Source organism: Cellulomonas sp. SG140, assembly GCF_025770785.1.
Lineage (GTDB): Bacteria > Actinomycetota > Actinomycetes > Actinomycetales > Cellulomonadaceae > Cellulomonas.
Genome location: NZ_JANZLA010000001.1, coordinates 207,599 through 222,533, shown reverse-complemented (window position 1 = coordinate 222,533; position 14,935 = coordinate 207,599). Strand labels below are relative to the sequence as shown.

At 73.5% G+C, this 14,935-nt stretch carries 10 protein-coding genes; 5 read left to right on the top strand and 5 right to left on the bottom strand.

Translation table 11 applies throughout. The features are described from left to right. Positions 1 to 7: 7 nt before the first annotated feature. Positions 8 to 3,895: an FtsK/SpoIIIE domain-containing protein gene (locus N0B34_RS01030; RefSeq protein WP_263729325.1), complete on the bottom strand. Its 3,888-nt coding sequence runs from the start codon at positions 3,893 to 3,895 to the stop codon at positions 8 to 10. A gap of 165 nt (positions 3,896 to 4,060) precedes the next feature. Between N0B34_RS01030 and N0B34_RS01025 the strand changes: the two genes are divergently transcribed. Further along, positions 4,061 to 4,759, top strand: a complete 699-nt coding sequence (locus tag N0B34_RS01025) for a response regulator transcription factor (protein ID WP_263729324.1) — start codon at positions 4,061 to 4,063, stop codon at positions 4,757 to 4,759. A gap of 3 nt (positions 4,760 to 4,762) precedes the next feature. After that, on the top strand, positions 4,763 to 6,085 hold the full coding sequence (locus tag N0B34_RS01020) for an ATP-binding protein (RefSeq protein WP_263729323.1): 1,323 nt from the start codon (positions 4,763 to 4,765) through the stop codon (positions 6,083 to 6,085). 106 nt (positions 6,086 to 6,191) lie between these two features. Here the strand turns inward: N0B34_RS01020 and N0B34_RS01015 are convergent, their stop codons facing one another. After that, positions 6,192 to 6,779: a GtrA family protein gene (locus tag N0B34_RS01015; protein WP_263729321.1), complete on the bottom strand. Its 588-nt coding sequence runs from the start codon at positions 6,777 to 6,779 to the stop codon at positions 6,192 to 6,194. Positions 6,780 to 6,984: 205 nt separating this feature from the next. Here N0B34_RS01015 and N0B34_RS01010 point away from each other — a divergent pair, with 205 nt between their 5' ends. After that, positions 6,985 to 8,100 (top strand): 5-(carboxyamino)imidazole ribonucleotide synthase, encoded by a 1,116-nt coding sequence (locus N0B34_RS01010; protein WP_412175691.1) that lies wholly within the window; start codon positions 6,985 to 6,987, stop codon positions 8,098 to 8,100. 14 nt (positions 8,101 to 8,114) lie between these two features. Here the strand turns inward: N0B34_RS01010 and N0B34_RS01005 are convergent, their stop codons facing one another. Beyond that, on the bottom strand, positions 8,115 to 9,011 hold the full coding sequence (locus N0B34_RS01005) for an LCP family protein (protein ID WP_263729319.1): 897 nt from the start codon (positions 9,009 to 9,011) through the stop codon (positions 8,115 to 8,117). Positions 9,012 to 9,733: 722 nt separating this feature from the next. On the opposite strand from N0B34_RS01005, the gene purE reads away from it, so the two are divergent. Further along, complete coding sequence (gene purE / locus N0B34_RS01000) at positions 9,734 to 10,267, top strand: 5-(carboxyamino)imidazole ribonucleotide mutase (protein WP_263729318.1); 534 nt, start codon at positions 9,734 to 9,736, stop codon at positions 10,265 to 10,267. An 85-nt stretch (positions 10,268 to 10,352) separates the two neighbouring features. Here purE and N0B34_RS00995 read toward each other — a convergent pair whose 3' ends face one another. Together N0B34_RS00995 and rfbB are read right to left on the bottom strand one after the other, a co-directional pair. Beyond that, positions 10,353 to 11,627: an LCP family protein gene (locus N0B34_RS00995; protein WP_263729317.1), complete on the bottom strand. Its 1,275-nt coding sequence runs from the start codon at positions 11,625 to 11,627 to the stop codon at positions 10,353 to 10,355. Between the two features lie 73 nt (positions 11,628 to 11,700). After that, the gene (gene rfbB / locus N0B34_RS00990) at positions 11,701 to 12,696 is read right to left on the bottom strand and encodes a dTDP-glucose 4,6-dehydratase (protein ID WP_263729316.1); all 996 of its coding nucleotides are present in this window, start codon (positions 12,694 to 12,696) and stop codon (positions 11,701 to 11,703) included. A 209-nt stretch (positions 12,697 to 12,905) separates the two neighbouring features. Between rfbB and N0B34_RS00985 the strand changes: the two genes are divergently transcribed. Continuing rightward, positions 12,906 to 14,927: a DUF4214 domain-containing protein gene (locus tag N0B34_RS00985; protein ID WP_263729315.1), complete on the top strand. Its 2,022-nt coding sequence runs from the start codon at positions 12,906 to 12,908 to the stop codon at positions 14,925 to 14,927. Positions 14,928 to 14,935 lie beyond the last annotated feature (8 nt).

The following is a 14,935-nucleotide window of genomic DNA, read 5'->3' as shown; positions in this document are numbered from 1 at the left end:
GCGTCGCTCAGTCGGCGTGCGGTGCCCAGAGCTGCACGGGAACGACCTGGCCGTCCCGGCGCAGCACCCCGTGCCCAGGTGGTGCTCCGGCCGGGTCGACGAGCCAGCGCGCCTGCGAACCGATCAGGTCGAGGGAACCGGGCTCCCGCGGATCGAGGACGACGAGGCGGCGGGAGCGCAGCATGGTCGGGACCAGCCCGCGGTAGCTGGCGACGGCGTGCGCGGTCGACGTCGCCGCCACCAGGCGGAGCGGCGGCGCTGCACCGGCCCCGCGACGCTGCTCACCAAGCCGTTCGGCGAGCTCCAGCGCGAGGTGAGCGTCCGTCCGCTCGAGGTCGTCGAGGTCGTCGAGGAGGAGCGCCACCTCACCACCCGGGGCGAGCCTCTCGAGCAGCTGGAGCGGCGGTGCGCCGGACGCGGTCTCGAGCAGCTCCGCTGCCCTGCACGTGGCGATGCCGAGGTGCTCGATGGCTCTCGCGACGCCCGCGAGAGCGGTGGTGCGTCCGGAACCGGCCGGCCCGACGATCAGCAGCGCGTCGGTCAGGTCGACCTCGACGACTCCGTGCCCGTCCGCGCCCAGCCCGAGCGGGACGTGCAGGCGGCCGTCCGCGGTCAGACGCGCCGGCACGCCGCGCCAGGGTGCGGTGCTCGGCGGCGCGCACAGTCGGAGCGGGCTGTCCTGCCGTTGTGCGGGCGGGGTCGCCTGGACGTCGTCGGCGAGGGCGACCTGGCACAGGACGGCTCCAGCGGCGCGGACGTGGACAGCCCTTCCTGGCGCGAGACGCGGCGCGCTCAGTGCCGAGGGCACACCCGCCAGCGCATCGAGGGTCGGATCGGCGACCGCCAGGACCAGACGGTCGGGAAACGAGCCGAGCAGCCGGCTGCTCAGCGGGGACACCGGCGCGCTCGCCGCCATGCAGACCGGCGGGTCGGAACGTTCCCAGAGCGAGGTCAGCAGCTGCGCCCCGGCACCACGCGCCACCGAGGCGAGCTCGTCGAGCGCCCGGTCGAGCCGGTCGACCAGGAGCACGGGACGTTCGGACGCCGGGAGCCCGCGCGTCAGGGCATCCAGCAGCCGAGCAGCGGTCACGACGTCGCCGACCGCGGCCGCCGTGCCGAGCCCCGCCGGGACCGCTGCTCGCAGTGCTTCGACCGCGGACGGTGGCAGGCCCAAGGCGTGCACGTCCCTGCCCGCGAGCAGGGCCTGGCGGCCGACGGTGACCAGCGTCGTGCTGCGCCCGGAGCGCGGTCCTCCCAGCACGAGGAGGTGGCCGTCGTCCGGCCGCCAGCGGACGGTCGTCCGACGCTGCTCCTCCGGCACGTCTGCCAACGCGAGCGCCAGCCCGGGGCCCGCGGCCAGGTCTCCGACGGTGACGCGCTCGGGCAGCTCGGGAAGCCAGGGGACGTCCGGAGGAGGCATGCCGGCCGCGGCGGCCTGTGCCGCGGCCACCCAGCAGGCCACGGGGTCGGGAGCCGTCCCGGCGTCCCGCGCTGCCGGTCTCCACGTGGGTTCCGTCGGCCCGGCGCCGACCGCTTCCGCGGCCGGCCTCGCGAGCTCGACGCGGCGGTGCCCGCCCGAGGCGCCAGCCCGTGCGACCTGGACGGCCTCGGCGGCACCGCCACCACGGACGAGGACGCACCGGCCCGGCGTGCCGGACTCGATCCGGGCTGCGTCCGCGACACCGACCAGGTCCACGGAGTCGGCGGCATCGACCACCCGGAGCGCCACCCGGAGGGAGACGTTGGCTCGCAGCTCCGCCGGAACTGCTCCGGCGGGGCGCTGGGTCGCCAGCACCAGGTGCACCCCGAGCGAGCGGCCCTGCGCGGCGACCCGTGCGAGGCCCGGCACCAGCTCCGGCAGGTCGTCGGCCAGCGCGCGGAACTCGTCGATCACCACGAGCAGTCGCGGTGGGACCGGGCGGCCGACGGCGGGCTGCAGCTCCTGGACGTCACGCACCCCTGCGCGCGCCACGATCCGCTCGCGGCGCCGCAGCTCCGCCCCGAGGCCGAGCAGCACGCGCCGCGCGCCGGCGGCGTCCAGGTCGGAGAGCCGACCGACCACGTGCGGCAAAGTGATCAGTCCCGGCAGGCCGGTGCCGCCCTTGAAGTCGACGAGGAGGACGGCCAGGCGCCGAGGAGGGTACGTGAGCGCCAGCCCGAGCACGAGAGTGGTCAACAGCTCCGACTTCCCCGCACCGGTGGTGCCGGCCACCACGGCGTGGGGTCCGTCGCGGACCAGGTCCAGCCACACGGCGCAGCCGTCCGGCCCCTCCCCGAAAGGCGTCCTCAGCCCGGGCGGCGGTGCCGACCAGGCCGTCGCGACCGCCGACGCCGCCGGCGCGGGCGTCCCGGGCAGGTCCACCAGGGCAGCCGTGTCGGGGCAACGGCTGAGCCGGAGGCCGTCGACGGTGGTCGACGGACCGGCGACCGTTGCACCCGGTACCTGCGTCGCACGGGCCAGTGCCCGGGCGTGCGTCTCCGCGACGTCGGCCCGGACCCCCACGCTCGGCACGACCCGTGGAGCTCCGTGACCCGATCGGAGCGCCGAACCGGCGGCCGTCACCGACAGCACGTTCCGGCACCATGCCGGCGCTGCGGCGTCGCCTCTGCCCACCCAGAGCAGCCGCTGCGTCGCCGGGGCGTGAGCGCGCCACCGCGTCACCTCCGTGGCGTCCTCGCTGCCGTCCACCACGACCAGCGCCCGCGACGACGGGTCCGAGTCGGCCCCGGACGCCCCCCTGCCGGGGAGCGCACGGGAGGCAGCACCGCTCCAGACCAGCCAGGCCCAGTCGGGCACGTTGCGACCGCGGACGGTGACGGGGCACCTCCCACGGCTGCCGAGCTCGCCCAGCACGACGGCCCGCGCCGCCGCCAGAACGGGCTCGTCGGCACCGACCACCGCGAGGCAGCCCTCGTCGTCCCACGGCGCCGGAACCGTCAGGTCGGTCCCGGGTGCACCGAGCGCGACGGCGAGGCGCAGGGAGGGGATGTCGGCCGGTCGGCCGTCCACCGCGTCCCCCGGGGTTGCCGGTGCTGCCGCCGTCCGTCGGTTCGCCCACCACAGGAGCGGTCCGGTGAGGCTCGTCAGGGCGAGCAGAGGTTGGTGCACGGCGACCGCGAGGACCACGCCCGTCACCGTGGTGCCCACGGTCGACGCCGCCATCGCGGCGAAGCCGCCGCCCCGCCCGCCACGTCGGCCCCGCGGTTCCGCGGTGCGTCCCGGACCGTTCGGGGCGGTGCCCTGGCTCGGTGGTCCACCGGCTCGTGGACGAGGGGCGACCTCGCGCAGCTCGAGGACGCTGACCCCGACGTGCACCGCGGCTCCGACCGGCCAGCGTGCCCAGCGCCGACGGGGCAGGCGCCGGCGACGGGCGGACCCCGGTCGCGCCAGGACCGCGTCACCCGTGGTCCGCACGAGCACCACGGGCCCGTGCCGTCGTCCGGCGCGCGTGCCCCAGGGGCGCCGGCGCGGCGCCCGCACGCGCAGTCGCAGCGGCGACTGCCAGACGTCGTCCCGGACCACCAACTCGCCGCCGGGGCCCACGGTGGTGCTGCGCGCCAGCTCGACCGGCAGGAGAGTGCCGGAGTCCGGTCCGGCGACCACCGCCAGGTGGCGGCCGCACGTCAGCACGCGCCGTTCCGGCGGCACGGCGCTGGGCGCACCGACGGACAGCACAGCACCGGGAAGCACCGGGGTGAGGCCGGCGGGGTGCGAGTCGTCGACGGGGATGCCGTCGGCCGTCAGGGTGGTCCTGAGGGAGGCCCACTCCGGTCGGCCGGTGAGCCGCGCGATCTCCCTGCGCAGCGTCGCCACCGACGTCCCCGCGTGGACCTCCACGTCGGTCGCTCGTACCCGGTTCGGCCCCTTGTCGGAGTGGAGGACGGTCAGACGCACGCGCCGACCTTGTCGTCGAGACGCCGACCCGTCGGCCCAGCCGGACCGTACGCGCAGCCGCGTGGGGATCCCCAGGGGCGCCGGTCGGTTCGGGCGCCGTGCGAAAGTCCGCCCCACCTGCACGCCGGTGGCGGAGCAGACCCGCTCGTGACCTAGCATGGGCCAATGACCCAGGTGCTGCTGGCGGAGGACGATCCGGCGATTGCAGAACCTTTGGCCCGGGCCCTCGGGCGTGAAGGTTATGACGTGGACGTGCAAGGAACCGGTCAAGGCGCGATCGACGGTGCGCCGACGGCGGACCTCGTCGTGCTGGACCTCGGTCTTCCGGACATGGACGGCCTCGACGTCGCCCGCGCCATCCGCCACCAGGGCCTCAGCACGCCTGTGCTGGTGCTCACCGCACGCGCCGACGAGGTCGACCTCGTCGTCGGCCTCGACGCCGGTGCCGACGACTACGTGACCAAGCCGTTCCGGCTCGCCGAGCTGCTCGCACGGGTCCGTGCCCTCCTGCGGCGCAGCGGCGCCGAGCTCGTGGAGGACGACGAGCTGCACGCGCAGGACGTGCGGGTCGACGTCACGGCGCACCGGGCGTTCCAGGGAGAGCGCGAACTGCACCTGACGGCCAAGGAGTTCGAGCTCCTCCGTGTCCTGGTCGGGTCGGCCGGTGCCGTCGTCGGCCGTGACGGCCTGATGCGCGAGGTCTGGGGATCGGACCCGACGGGTTCGACCAAGACCCTGGACATGCACGTCTCGTGGCTGCGCCGCAAGCTCGGCGACGACGCCAACGCGCCGCGGTACATCACCACCGTGCGCGGGATGGGCTTCCGCTTCGAGACCGCACCCAGCGCGCTCGACCGGGTCTAGCCGGTGCGCCGTCGCGTCCTGCAGGCCACGATCGCGGCGGTCACCGTCGCGGTGGTGCTGCTGGGGTTCCCGCTCGCCTTCCTCGGCGCCCAGCTGGTGCGGGAGAGCGAGATGCGCGGTCTCGAGGCCCGCGCGACCTCTGCGGCGCGGGCGGTCGACTTCCGGATCGACCAGCAGATCGACCTCACGGACACGATGCTCGAGCCGTACACGGGAGGCGGCGGGGACATCTCCTCCTCCGTCGTGGTGCACGGTCCGGACGGCTCCGTGTACACGGCGGGTCCGACGATGTCCGGCCGGGTCCTGTCCGTCGACGTCACCAGCACCGACGGCGCCTCGGTGGCGCTGTACGTCTCCTGGTGGGACGTGTTCTGGCGCTCGGCGCGGGTGATCGCACTCGTCGTCGTCGCCGCCGTCGTCGCGTTCGCCGCGGGCATCGCCATGGCGATCTGGCAGGCGAACCGCCTCGCGGCACCTCTCGTGTACCTGGCCGCGTCGGCCGAGCAGCTCGGCTCCGGCCAGGTACGGCCCCACCTCGAGCCGTCCGGCGTGGAGGAGATCGACCTGGTCGCCGCCGAGCTGGCGCGCAGCGCCGACCGCATGGCCGGCCGGCTGGCCGCCGAGCGGCAGTTCGCCTCGGATGCCTCGCACCAGCTGCGCACCCCGCTGACCGCGCTCACGATGCGGCTGGAGGAGATCACGCTCACCACGGGCGAGCCCGAGGTCAAGGAGGAGGCGCGGATCTGCCTCGAGCAGGTCGAGCGGCTGGTGCGCGTCGTCGACGACCTGCTCTCACGTTCGCGCAAGGCCCAGGGCGGGACCACGGAGGCCGTCGTCCTCTGGGAGGTGGTCCACCAGCAGCAGGAGGAGTGGGAGCGTCCCTTCGCCGTCGCCGACCGCGAGCTCGTCGTCGACGTCGATCGCACCACGCAGGTGCTGGCCACGCCCGGCGCCCTCGCACAGGTGCTCGCGACGCTGATCGAGAACTCGTTGAAGCACGGCGCCGGCACCACGACGGTCCGGGCTCGTAGCGGGGGACCCTCCGGTGCGGTGGTGGTCGAGGTGGCGGACGAGGGTCAGGGCGTGCCCGACGACCTCGCACCGCGGATCTTCGAGCGCGAGGTGACGTCCGGTGCCGGGACCGGTCTGGGGCTCGCGCTGGCCCGCGACCTGGTGAACGCCGACGGCGGCAGGTTGGAGCTCGCGCAGCGGCGCCCCGCGGTGTTCGCCCTCTTCCTGGCCGGCGTGCCGGCGGCGCTGGCACCCGACGTCGTGCTGCCTCGAGGAGCCGCGGTGTCCACCAAGGGGGAGCGCCGGCGGCGCTGACGCCGACTCCTCACGCGGGGCGCACCGTCGCCGCACAGGCACCTGGTGCAGCGGGATGCGGCACGGGTTGCTGGCCGCCGCGGGGTGGCGGCCGGCCGGCGAGGGGTCAGACCGTCTCGGCGACGGCGTTCGCGCCCGCCGCGGAACCCGTGAACACCCACTTCTTGTAGCCGACGTACCGCAGCACGGTCGCCGCAGCGATGCCGATGACCGTGGAGACGTTGTCCGCGAGAGGACCGGCCAGTGCCAGCGTGTAGCGCGAGAACGCCAGCGTCCCCACGGGCACCAGGGCGCCCACCACGTTGATGGCGCCGTAGACGACCAGCTCACGCACACCGCGGCTGGTCTTGTGCTCGGAGAAGGTCCAGTACCGGTTGCCCACCCAGGACACGAGGGTCGCCAGCGTGACCGAGAGGATCTTCGCGGTCAGGGGCTTGTGCCCGAGCAGGTGGCCGGGGCCGTAGAGCAGCAGGTTGAACAGGCCGAGGTCGACCACGAAGGAGAGGCCGCCGACGGCGAGGAAGCGCGCCATCTCCCAGAGCCACGCGCGCAGGGCGGCCATGTTGAGCCGGCCGCCCACGGTGAAGCGCCCGGAGAGCGGCTCCTCGAGCAGGAGCGCGTCGTCCTCGGCCACGGTCCGGGTACGGGCCCGGTCCAGGGCATGGGGGACGAGGGTCTCGTCGGCGGCTGTCACTCGGAAACCATATCGCCGGAGCCTGAGCGCGGCCTGGGCTAGGGGCGGTGAGCGGTGCGACCTCCACCACACTCCCACATCGGTTCTCAGGTGGCGTGCAGCGGAGGGCCTGCCGCAGCTCGCGCAGTTACGCTCCTGGACCGTGACGTTCCCCGTGGGCAGCCCTCCGGTGGTCGCGGTGGTCGGAGGCGGCCAGCTGGCGCGCATGATGACGCCGGCCGCGACCGCGCTCGGCCTGCACCTTCGTGTCCTCGTCGAGTCGGCCACGTCCTCCGCCGCGCAGGTCGTGGTCGACTCGCCGGTCGGGATGCCACGCGAACCGGGGGTGCTCGAACAGCTGGCCGAGGGTGCGGACGTGCTGACGTTCGAGCATGAGCACGTCCCGAACAGCGTGCTGGACGCACTGGCCGCCCGTGGCGTCGCGGTGCACCCGTCCGCCGGTGCGCTGCGGCACGCGCAGGACAAGATCGTCATGCGGTCACGGCTCACCGCACTCGGGGTCCCGTGCCCGGAGTGGGCGCCCGTCTCCACCGAGCTGGAGCTGACGGAGTTCCTCGAGAGCCACGGCGGCAGCGCGGTGGTGAAGACGTCCCACGGGGGGTACGACGGCAAGGGCGTCCGGGTGGTCTCCTCGGCCGACGAGGTGAGCGACTGGTTCGCGGCCGCGGCGGACGGCTCCGGGGCGCCGCTGCTGGTGGAGGAGCGGGTGCCGTTCAGCCGCGAGCTCGCGGCGCTGGTCGCACGGCGACCTTCGGGCGAGCTGGTCTGCTGGCCGGTGGTCGAGTCCGTCCAGGTGGACGGCGTCTGCTCCGAGGTGACCGCACCGGCTCCTGGTCTCCACCCGGCGACCGAGGCGCGCGCCGAGGCCGTCGCACGTGCCGTCGCGGAGGGCCTCGGCGTCACGGGAGTGCTCGCCGTCGAGCTGTTCGAGGTACCGGACGAGGCCGGTGGGCCGCCCCGCGTTCTCGTCAACGAGCTGGCCATGCGTCCGCACAACAGCGGCCACTGGACCATCGACGGCGCGGTGACCAGCCAGTTCGAGCAGCATCTGCGGGCCGTTCTCGACCTGCCTCTGGGCGACCCCTCGCCGCGAGCGCGCTGGACGGTGATGGCCAACGTGCTCGGTACCTCGCTGCCCGACCCCACCGCGGCCCTGCCGGCGGTCGCCGCGGCGGACGCGGGGGCCAAGGTGCACCTCTACGGCAAGGAGGTGCGCGCCGGACGCAAGCTCGGCCACGTGAACGTCAGCGGCGACGACCTCGACGACGTCCGCGACCGGGCACGCCGTGCCGCAGCCCTGCTCCGGGGCGACACCGCCTGAGCCCGGAGGTCACCTCATTTCGGGGTGCCTCCGACGGTGCCCGCAGGCAGCTTGCCGTCCCTGATCTGGGCGAAGAAGGTCGGCGTGGCCACCGGGTCCAGCTGGACCGTCGACCCGGCGTTGCCGGGTCGGTAGTCGAGGTTCTTGATCGGTGGTGTACCCGTGATGCCCTTCGGGCCCGTCGCCGCCCGGAAGTCGAGCGCGAGGCGGCCGAGGTCCAGCACTCCGGTGGCGTCGTCGACCGTCAGCGAGTCGGTGCCCGCCCGGACCAGCGCCACCTGCTTGCCGGGAGCCAGGAGGACGGAGGGCGAGGCTGCGACCTTGGTGATCGCCGAGATCACCTGCCGCTGGCGCGCCGTGCGGCCGACGTCCCCGGTCGGGTCGGAGTAGCGCATCCGCGAGAAGGCCAGCGCCGCCGTCCCGTCGACCGTGCGGCAGCCCGGTGTCCACACGAGCCCGCTCAGCTGGTCGTGGACGTTGAGGTCGGAGCACAGGTGGACACCGCCGACGGCGTTCACCACGGTCTCGATGCCGCCGAAGCCGACCTCGACGTAGTGGTCCACCTTCATCCCGGTCAGCTTCTCCACCGTGGCGACCAGCAGCTTGGGACCACCCCAGGAGTAGGCGGCGTTGATCTTGTTGGAGCCGTGACCGGGGATCGGGACGTAGCTGTCCCGCGGGATGCTGATCAGGGCCGTCGGACCGCTGGTCGGCACGTGCAGCAGCAGGATCGTGTCGGACCGCGCTCCGGCGGTGCCGTCCTGCATGTCCGCCGGCCGCTGGTCGGAACCGGCGAGCAGGTAGGTGGTCCCGGGTGTGGACGTCGCGGTGGAGAGCGCGGAGACGTGGTGCAGGCGGCCGTTCGCCCACATGGCCAGGCCCACGGGCCAGGCCAGCAGCAGCACCAGCACCAGGACGAGCGTCAGGACGACGGCACGACGGCGGCGGTGGACGCGCGTACGTCCCGCCGGTCCGGGTCCTGTCGTCGGCCGCTCCGGCTGACCGCCGCGCACCGGTGCGGCTCCGCCGACCTGCGAGACGGGACGGCCGGAGGAGGAGACGGTGCGCCGAGCGGCGGCCGCCGGTCGGACCGGTGCGGGGATCGCGTGCGTCGAGCCCGGAGGCCGGGCGTCGTGGCCCGGGCGGGGATCCGCGCGCGGCACTGCCCGGTCGATGCGGGTGGGAGTCGGCTCGGCCGCCGGCACTGCCCCCGGCACGGCGGGTCGCGACTGGCGCCGCGGTGCTGCAGGCGGGACCGCCGGTGGTGCACCCGTGGGCGGGACGGGCCGGCGAGGCGTCGCCGGGCGGCTCGGGTGCGACGTGCCCACGACGATCGGCGAGTCCTCCGCGCCATCCGGGCGTGGGCGCCGGGCACCGGGGTCGAAGCTCGGTGGCGGCGTCCCAGCCGCACGTCGCTCGTTGCTCACTGGTCCTCCTCGGTGCCGCCCCTGGTCCCGACCGGTCGGGCCGGGTGCTCGTCGATCGTACGGAACGGACCTCGCTGCGACCTGGCGAGACGGGCGCGCCTCGCGGGTGCTACCGGCCCGCTGGCCAGGACGGATGCGCCACCCCCGGTCGGCGGGGCGGCATCATGGGACCGCCCGCAGCAGAACGCACCGCACCGGAGGACGCCATGCCAGCACAGCCGCTCGTCGGGATCGTCATGGGTTCCGACTCGGACTGGCCCGTGATGGAGGCTGCCGCGGCTGCCCTCGCGGAGTTCGAGGTGCCGGTCGAGGTGGACGTCGTGTCGGCCCACCGTCAGCCCGACAAGATGCTCCAGTACGGCCGCACGGCCGCTGACCGAGGCCTGCGGGTGGTCGTGGCGGGTGCCGGCGGCGCCGCGCACCTGCCCGGGATGCTCGCTGCAGCCACTGCCCTGCCGGTGGTCGGGGTCCCGGTGCCGCTGGCGCACCTGGACGGCATGGACTCCCTCCTGTCCATCGTGCAGATGCCGTCGGGGGTGCCCGTGGCGACCGTGTCGATCGGCGGCGCCCGGAACGCCGGCCTGCTCGCGGTCCGGATCCTGGCCAGCGGTGCCGACGAGCAGGCCGCACGCCTGCGGACCGCGATGGTGGCGTTCCAGGACGGCCTGCGGGAGGTCGCGGAGCGCAAGGGCGAGCGTCTCCGTGCCCTCGGCCAGCAACGCACGGGCTTCCAGGCCTGAGCGCCGAGCTCCTGGGGCGCCCCCGGCGTCCGTCGAGGCCTGGGCCGTCACGACCGGGGCCCCCAGGCGGACGGCCCGCGACGGCTCAGGAGCACGAACCGGTGTTGTCCGCGGAGGTGAACGCCTCGTGCCCGGCCGCCTTGGACGCCGACGGGGCCGGGGCGGCCGGGGTCGCTGCGGCAGCCGGCGGTGTCGCGGTGCCCGACTTGGTGCCGCCCGCCGTGCTCGTCTTGGCCGGCGTGCTCGCCGTCGTCGGCGTCGGCTGCGCCGCCTCCTGGAGGATCGGCTTGTCGGCCGCCATGTTGGCCCAGATGGCGGTCGCGGCCGACGTCCACACCAGCCGGTTCGGGTCGCTGGGCGCCGGTCCGGTGGGGATCGTCATGAAGACCACGTTGTCGCGGTTGATGTTGCGCAGGTTGTAGGCCAGGCCGGTCAGGTTCTGCAGCTGCAGACCGGAGTCGGTGGTCAGCGAGCTCGTCGCGGCGGAGAGGAACGAGACGAGGTTCGGCACGTTGGTCAGGACCTTCTTGGAGAGGACCTCGTTGACCATCGCCTGGATCAGTCGCTGCTGGTTGCCGATCCGGTCCAGGTCGCCGCCGTCGCCGATGTTGCCGTGCCGGGCACGGGCCAGCTCGAGGGCCTGCTGACCGTTGAGCACCTGCTGGCCGGCCGGGAGGTTCAGACCGCTGTACGTGTCGTGGAGGGCGTGCGGGATGCACATCGGCACACCGCCGATCGCGTTGACCATCGCCTGGAAGCCCGCGAAGTCCACGACCGCGAAGTGGTCGATCGCCACGCCGGTGTTCTGCTGGACCGTCTTGATCGCGCAGGCGGCCGCCGACGCCATGTCACCGCCCATGTCCCAGCCGGTGGCGAACGCCGAGTTGAACATCGCGCTGCTGCTCGCCCGCGACGACTTGCCGTTGGTCGCCTGGCACACCGGGATCTTCACCAGCGAGTCGCGCGGGATGGACACGAGCTCGACGCGGGACCGGTCCGCGGAGATGTGCACCACGATCGCGGTGTCCGAGCGCTGCCCGGAGTCGTTGCCGCCGATCGACGCGTTGACCCCGGCCCGTGTGTCGGAGCCCATCACCAGGATGTTCACGGGCTGGCCGGCGTTCGGGTCGCCCGGCTTGGCGACGGCCTTGGACGACGGGCGCGGGCCCGTGAGTCCGCTCACGTCGACCGTCGTGATGTTGTTCTGCAGGCGCTGTGCGACCGCCACCGCGCTCGAGGCGCCGAAGACGACGAGCGCGACCGCCGCGAGGGCGACGCCTCGTACGGCGTTGTGGCTCTTCAGGCCGCGCGCATGGCGGGGCTGCTGCGCATGCGGCACTGACTGGTGGCGGGCTGGCACGGGTCGATCCTAGGAGCGGTGTCGCGGCGCGCGGGGGAGCGGTCGGACAGGCGCAGTGGAGGATCTGTGCAGATCAGCGGCCCAGCTGGGCGTACTTCGCCTCGGTGGCGTCCTTCTGCGGCCGCCACCACGCCTCGTTCGCGCGGTACCAGTCGATCGTGGCGGCCAGGCCGTCGCGGAACGTCGTGTACTGCGGCCGCCAGCCGAGCTCGTCGCGCAGCTTCGAGGCGTCGATCGCGTACCGCAGGTCGTGACCCGGGCGGTCGTTGACGTGGTCGTAGGCGGTGGGCTCCTGGCCCATCAGCTCGAGGATCAGCTCGATGACCGTCTTGTTGTCCTTCTCGCCGTCCGCGCCGATCAGGTACGTCTCCCCGATGCGGCCCTTCTCCAGGATGGTCCACACCGCGGCGTTGTGGTCGTCCACGTGGATCCAGTCCCGGACGTTCTCCCCGGTGCCGTACAGCTTGGGGCGCACCCCGTCGACGACGTTGGTGATCTGGCGGGGGATGAACTTCTCGACGTGCTGGTACGGCCCGTAGTTGTTCGAGCAGTTGGAGATCGTCGCCTGCACGCCGAAGCTGCGGGCCCAGGCGCGGACCAGCAGGTCGGACGACGCCTTCGTGGACGAGTACGGGCTGGACGGGTTGTACGGGGTGTCCGGCGTGAACTTGGCCGGGTCGTCCAGCTCGAGGTCCCCGTACACCTCGTCGGTGGAGATGTGGTGGTACCGCACGCCGTGGCGGCGCACCGCCTCGAGCAGCTGGTAGGTGCCGATGACGTTGGTGCGGACGAACGGCCACGGGTCGTGCAGCGAGTTGTCGTTGTGCGACTCGGCGGCGAAGTGGACCACCACGTCGACGTCCTTCACCAGGCTGTCGACCACGTCCGGGTCGGCGATGTCGCCCTTGGCGAAGACGACCTTGCCCTCGACGGGGTCGAGGCTGCGCTCGTCGCCGGCGTACGTGAGCGCGTCGAGCACCGTCACGTGCACGTCCGGGTGCTCGCGCACCGTGTGGTGGACGAAGTTGGAGCCGATGAACCCGGCTCCGCCGGTGACGAGCATGCGCATGCGGTCCTCCTGGGCCAGAGACGGCGTGGAGTCTATCGATGCGGCTGGTACCGGCTGGGCGCCTCACCTTGCCGGCCGAGCGCCTCACCTCCCAGGACGGGCGCCTCACTTTCCAGGACGATTCAGACAGTGCTGGCGCGGAACCTTGACCCGACCGGGTGAGCGACCGAATCTCCTTGTGACCGCCCCGGCCATCGTCAGGATCAGCCATGCACCAGCCCGTCGTCCCGTTCGCACTCATAGCGGCCCTGGCCCTCCTGGTATCGGGGCCGATCCTCGACGGGCAGCAGCACACGTCCGGAGGGCAGGCGTCGTCCTCAGCCGGGGTGCTGGAGCAGGGGGCGAGCGCCGTCCGGACCGTCGAAGGGGTGAGCGGAGGAGCTCCGGCGGACCCCGTGACGGTGAACCAGATGGCCGTGGCCGTGTCCTCGGCAGGGGCTACCGGCACCGGGACGCCCTCGGCTACGCCGTCCCCATCGGTCTCACCGACCGCGTCGCCCACGGCGTCCCCGTCGGGCGCACCCTCGGCCGCTTCGCCCGATGCGCCGCCCGTCGCACCGTCCGCGCCGGTCGTCGCGGCGGCGAAGGACCCGAGCGGAGTCGTCGAGACGGCTCCCATCGACACGACGTCGATCCAGACCGTCGGCATCACCTGGCCCGCCGGCCAGGACGTCGCGACGCTGCAGCCTCAGATCCGCACGAAGGTGGGCGACACGTGGTCGAGCTGGCAGCCGGTGCCGCAGCCTGACAGCGCCCCGGATCCGGGCTCAGCCGAGGCCGCCCGCGGCAGGTCCGGCACCGACTCGGTCTGGATCGGCTCGGTGGACGCGGTGCAGGTCGGCTTCGCCGCGAAGAGCACCGCTGCGATGACCGACGTGAAGGTCGCGCTCGTCGGGTCCAAGGCCGCGACGACCCAGGCGCAGCCGGCGGTCTGGAGGCCCTCGAGCACCGTCTCGCGCGCGGCGTCCGCCCGACCCGCGGCTGCGCTCGCGACGTCCGCCGTGGCTGCGCCGACCATCATCACCCGGGACCAGTGGGGCGCGGCGCCCGAGGCCTGCACACCGGCCGTGGCGTCGACGCTCGTGGGCGCGGTGATCCACCACACGGCCGACACCAACAGCTACACCACGGTCGCGCAGGCCGAGCAGATGATCCGGAACGACCAGGCGTACCACATCAACGTCCGCGGCTGGTGCGACCTCGGCTACAACTTCGTCGTCGACAAGTGGGGAAACATCTACGAGGGTCGGGCCAACAGCGAGACCGAGCCGGTCATCGGTGTGCACGCCGGCGGCTTCAACACCGGGACGCTCGGCGTGGCGATCCTCGGCGACTACACCAGCCTCGTGCCCTCCGCCGCGACGCAGGAGGCGCTCGCTGAGCTGATCGGCTGGCGGCTTGCGGCGTACGGCCGCAACCCCGGCGGGATGATGACCTACACGACCTACGGTGGCGAGACGTCGCGGTGGCCGACGACCACGACGGGGACGACCGTCACGGAACCCGTGGTGATGGGCCACCGTGACGTCGACTACACCTCGTGCCCGGGCGACGGGGCGTACTCGACGCTCGCATGGATCCGTGACCGGGCCAGCAAGATCGCGTTCTCGGAGCCCCTGGTGCAGGCGCTGTACAGCGACATGCTGCAGCGGCCCGTCGATCCGACGGGCCTGTCGACATGGACCGCCGCTCTGATGGCGGGCACCGGGGCGAGCGCGCTGGGTGACCAGATCGCGCACAGCGCCGAGTACGTCAACCGGCGGGTGGTCGAGGCCTACGCGCAGATCCTGGGCCGGACCCCGGACCCGACCGGGCTGGCGACCTGGAGCCAGGCGATCATGTCCGGGCGCCTCCGCGTGGAGGACCTGCGCGGCCAGCTGATCCAGAGCGACGAGTACTACGCCCGTGCGGGCGGGACCGACCCGGCGTACGTCGCACGGCTCTACCAGGACATCCTCGGCCGAGCACCGGCGGCCTCCGAGGTCAGCTCCTGGGTCAGTCAGATCCCGAGCCGCGGCCGAGGCATCGTGAGCAACGGGGTGTGGCGGTCGCTGGAAAGTGCGCAGCGGCGCGTGAACGAGGCGTTCGGGATCTACCTCGGCCGTTCTGCGGACCCCACCGGACTGTCCACCTGGGCGCCCTACTGGCAGGCGAACGGTGAGGACGCGCTGCGGGCCATGATCATCGGCAGCGACGAGTACCTCTCGCGGGCGGTCAGCCGCTTCCCGTGACGTTCCGG